3 protein-coding genes are annotated in these 4268 nt (G+C 57.4%); all 3 read left to right on the top strand.

The features are described from left to right. Positions 1-139: 139 nt before the first annotated feature. Entirely contained in the window at positions 140-595 is a 456-nt protein-coding gene (locus tag QT222_RS05395; RefSeq protein ID WP_004056838.1) for a DUF7992 family protein, read from the top strand. A gap of 1041 nt (positions 596-1636) precedes the next feature. Next, positions 1637-2119, top strand: a complete 483-nt coding sequence (locus QT222_RS05390; protein ID WP_491476548.1) for a hypothetical protein — start codon at positions 1637-1639, stop codon at positions 2117-2119. Between the two features lie 497 nt (positions 2120-2616). Continuing rightward, the coding region (locus tag QT222_RS05385; protein WP_491476547.1) for an isoleucine--tRNA ligase at positions 2617-4268 on the top strand (1652 nt) is incomplete at its 3' end.

Here is a 4268-nt window from a genome sequence, read left to right as displayed (position 1 = left end):
CCCGAGGAGGGGGCGCTCCGTCGGGGGGCGGCCGAGGCGCGCGCCGCCCAGTTGGAGCCCGTCACCGACCGGATGGACGAAGCGTACCTCCCGCCGACCGCGGCGAACCCTTATCCGGGATGCCGCCCCACTCCCGAGCATGCTCGACGTTCCCGTCCCCGAACCGCCGACGCTTCCGAAGGTCGACCCGAACCAGTACGACGATGCGGAGGTTGCGGTCGACGCCGACTTCAAGCGAACCGAACTGGAGCAGTTCCTCGCCGACGGCGCGTGGGCCGACGCGTTCGAAGCGTGGGCGGCGGAGACACCAGTCTCCGAGGAACAGTGGCAGGTCGTCCTCGACCTCGACTTGCTCACGTACTTCGATTTCTTCTGGGACGATTTTGCGGACCGAGTTGGCTACCACGCCCCCGGACTTCCCGAAGATTGGAAAGAACGCGAGTTACATCCCGAGTTGACCTCGTGGGGACAAGTGTCGTCGATAAACGCCGGCCTTACCGAACTCGGACAGGAGGTGTGTGACGTGCTCAAAGACGACTACATCGACTGGGAGTCGGGGTACGAAGCGCCCGACGACCTGCCGGATTTTGGGTAAGGAATCTCCACGAACGTGATACGTCACCACTGACTGATTGGTCTGCAGTGTGTTGGTTTCTAGCCACAATCTTGGAGGAGCATCAGAGCCATCTACTGACCCCAATCGCTTTAGCCTAGAATGGATGCATTACTGCTATATTTTACTTGATAATCAATCGTAATAGCTCACACAAAATCTCTATATGGCCCAGAGCTTAGTATCAACACAAGAACCCATGTCCCACGCTGCCGGTAACGATGTCACTCAGCAAGCACCTGAGGACATCATTGGTGACCCGTTGGAGTCCTTCTCGGCACAAATGGACTCGTTTGGCAGTCTGATATCACTCGTCTTCGATGACTATGAGAATTTCATAGATGAATTAGTCCGGAAAGTGATTGAGCTCCCACCAGAGAGGCGCTTTACTCATTCACACGAGATTGTTGAGGAACAAGTTAGTGAGGAGTTCGGTACTGCAGACGTATTGAGTGCGCAGTTTCCCCAGTTGAACGGTAAGCAACTCTCTCGCTTTATGAGCCAAATCAATGAACAGATACTGAAAAATGTGCTACGTGGAATCTATTTTGACCGCGAGCCGGATACTCGGTTAGTACTTGCAGCACTTGTCCAGTCGACGGAGCATTTTATGTCTGCCATTGAGGATAATCAGTGTGAACGTGCAGTAAGACAGAGGTCGTACAGCGCTCCCCTTGGGCTATTATGTAGGTTGATGTATACTGCAAGGAACCCTGACGAATCTACTATCGAGGATATCGCTATGGATGTTTCACGGTCTCACTATTACTTTGGCTCGGCTTCTAGTAGTGACTCGGAGAATCCCCCGAACCCAGACAATAGACCGTCCTCGGAAGTGATTCAAGAGGTTCGTGAGTACGGTGCGGCTATTGCGTATGCTAATACCCAAATTTCCCTCGGACGGGGTAGCGAGCTAGCACACCTTACCGAGCGAGAATTCAGAACCCGTGTGTTGAAAGAGCATAAAATTCCTGTCCGAAATGGTCCGCAGTCAGCAGAGGACTTGGGCGACCGAATTTAAAAATGACTGATGCTTTTGTCATAGACAACTGTATCCTTTCTTCTTTCTGCTTTGCGGATTGGTTTGACGCAATTACCTTCTGGAAATCGGATTACGACCTCCTTGTCACTCGTCGAGTGTGGGAAGATGAATTCGTGTCACATCACGACCAAGTTCAACCAGATTGGCTATCAATTCGTAGTGTAGACCTGAGCAGCATTCAGGTTCAAGCTAGTGGTCAATTGAGCAAAAAAGACTGGTCCTGTATTGGTCTTGCTGAAGAATACGATGGCAACGCCGCGGTCATCACCAATGATTACCGTCTAAAAACGACCGCTGAGAAGAGGGGTCTCCGAGGAATCTGGGGAACTAGGTTTGCAATAGACACGTACGAGCGATGTGGTATCCCTGTCGATGTTTACGAAAGCGGCCTGCCACAATATCTGGAGGATGTATTACTCCCACCAGAAGCCCAAAAAGCTCTGAAAGAAGCAGAGAAAATATAACTAACCGACTTCACCCAACCGATTTTGTAAATTTCTGTGATTCAACATGGCTCGGTGGCGTAGCCACATGTGTGATAGTTCATATGAGAGGCCAGAGACAGTGCCACAGTGTCGGAGTAAGCGTTATGTCCTCCGCGACACACGAATCAGCTAGCATGCGACAGTATCGGACTGCACGCTGCCGACACGCAGCCACGCAGTCCCAACTCTCCGCTGTCGTCGCCGACTCGCTCATTATTGCGGGGCGTTAGCCTCGCATAACCCCAATTTCGTTTCTCGCGCGCATCGACTCTGAGCACCCGCAGTACACCGTATGGAGGGACACATGCACCACACCCGACAGCAGTATCGACGACAGACAGCTTTCGGACGCTGGCGACGAGCCACCCGTTCGAAACAGCGGAGCGTAGACCATGTCTGAGAGCGACCAGACGGAACGCCCGACGGACGCGGACGAGACCCGCCGTTTTGATATATATCCGCGAGAACGTCGGGGTATGGAAGACATCGCAGACCAGTACACGCCGTCGGATGTCGAATCCGCAGTCGGCGAGTACTGGGACGAGAACGACGCGTACGAGGCGACGAAGGAGGCACACGCCGACGACCCGTCGTTCTTCTTCGTCGACGGCCCGCCGTACACGTCCGGCCAGATGCACCTCGGCACGGCGTGGAACAAGACGCTGAAGGACGCCGCCATCCGCTACAAGCGCATGACGGGGCACCACGTCACCGACCGCCCCGGATACGACATGCACGGTCTCCCCATCGAGGTCAAAGTCGAAGAGGAACTCGGCTTCACCTCGAAGCGCGACATCGAGGAGTTCGGCATGGAGGCGTTCATCGACAAGTGCAAGGAGTTCGCCGTCCGTAACCGCAAGGCCATGGACGAGGACTTCCAGTCTATCGGCGCGTGGATGGACTGGGACAACCCCTACCAGACGCTGTCTCCCGAGTACATGGAGTCCGCGTGGTGGGCCTTCTCGAAAGTCGCCGAAAACGGACTAGTCGAACAGGGCAAGCGGTCGGTCAACTACTGCCCGCGCTGTCAGACCGCCATCGCCGCGAACGAGGTCGAATACGACGAAATCACGTCGCCGTCTATCTACGTCAAGTTCCCGCTGAAGGGCCGCGAGGGCAACCTCGTCATCTGGACGACGACGCCGAGGACCATTCCCGCGAACACCTTCGTCGCCGTCGCCGACGAGATGACCTATCAGGAGGTCCGCGCCGAGAAGGACGGCGAGAGCGAAGTGCTCTACGTCGCCGAACCCTGCGTCGAGGAAGTCCTGAAGAAGGGCCGCTACGAGGACTACGAAGTCCTCTCGGAACTCACCGGCGAGGAAATGGTCGGCTGGGAGTACGAGCACCCGCTTGTAGACGTACTGACCGAGTACGCCGACTTCGAAGGCGCTGGACAGGTCTACACCGCCGACTACGTCGAAGCCGACCGCACGGGGCTGGTTCACTCCGCGCCCGGTCACGGTCAAGAGGACTTCGCCCGCGCACAGGAACTCGGTCTCGACGTGTTCGTCCCCGTCGACGGCAAAGGCGAGTTCACGGAGCAGGCCGGCGACTACGTCGGGACGTTCGTCCGCGACGCCAACCCGGCGGTCATGGACGACCTCGACGAGCGCGGTCACCTGCTCCACGCAGGCGAACACGACCACCGCTACGGGCACTGTTGGCGCTGCGATACGGACATCATCTTCCTCGCCACCGACCAGTGGTTCATCACGGTCACGGACATCAAAGACCAACTGCTGGACAACATCGAGGAGTCCGAGTGGCACCCGCAGTGGGCGCGCGACAACCGCTTCCGAGACTTCGTGAGCGACGCGCCCGACTGGAACATCTCTCGCCAGCGCTACTGGGGTATCCCGCTTCCCATCTGGGTTCCGCAGGACCCCGACGCCGACGCCGCAGAAGAGATGATTGTCGTTGGCACCCGCGAAGAACTCGCCGAGCGCGCCGACCAGGATATCGACCCCGAGACGGTCGACCTCCACCGGCCATCGGTCGACCCCATCACCATCACCGAAGACGGCGTGACCTACGAGCGCGTTCCCGACGTGTTCGACGTGTGGATCGACTCCTCGGTCGCCACGTGGGGCACCCCCGCCCTCCCGAGCGAGCCGGGGGACCACGG

The organism is Haloferax sp. s1 (assembly GCF_058382125.1).
The sequence above is the reverse complement of the archived record's forward strand: the minus strand, read 5'-3'. Positions and strand labels throughout refer to the sequence as shown.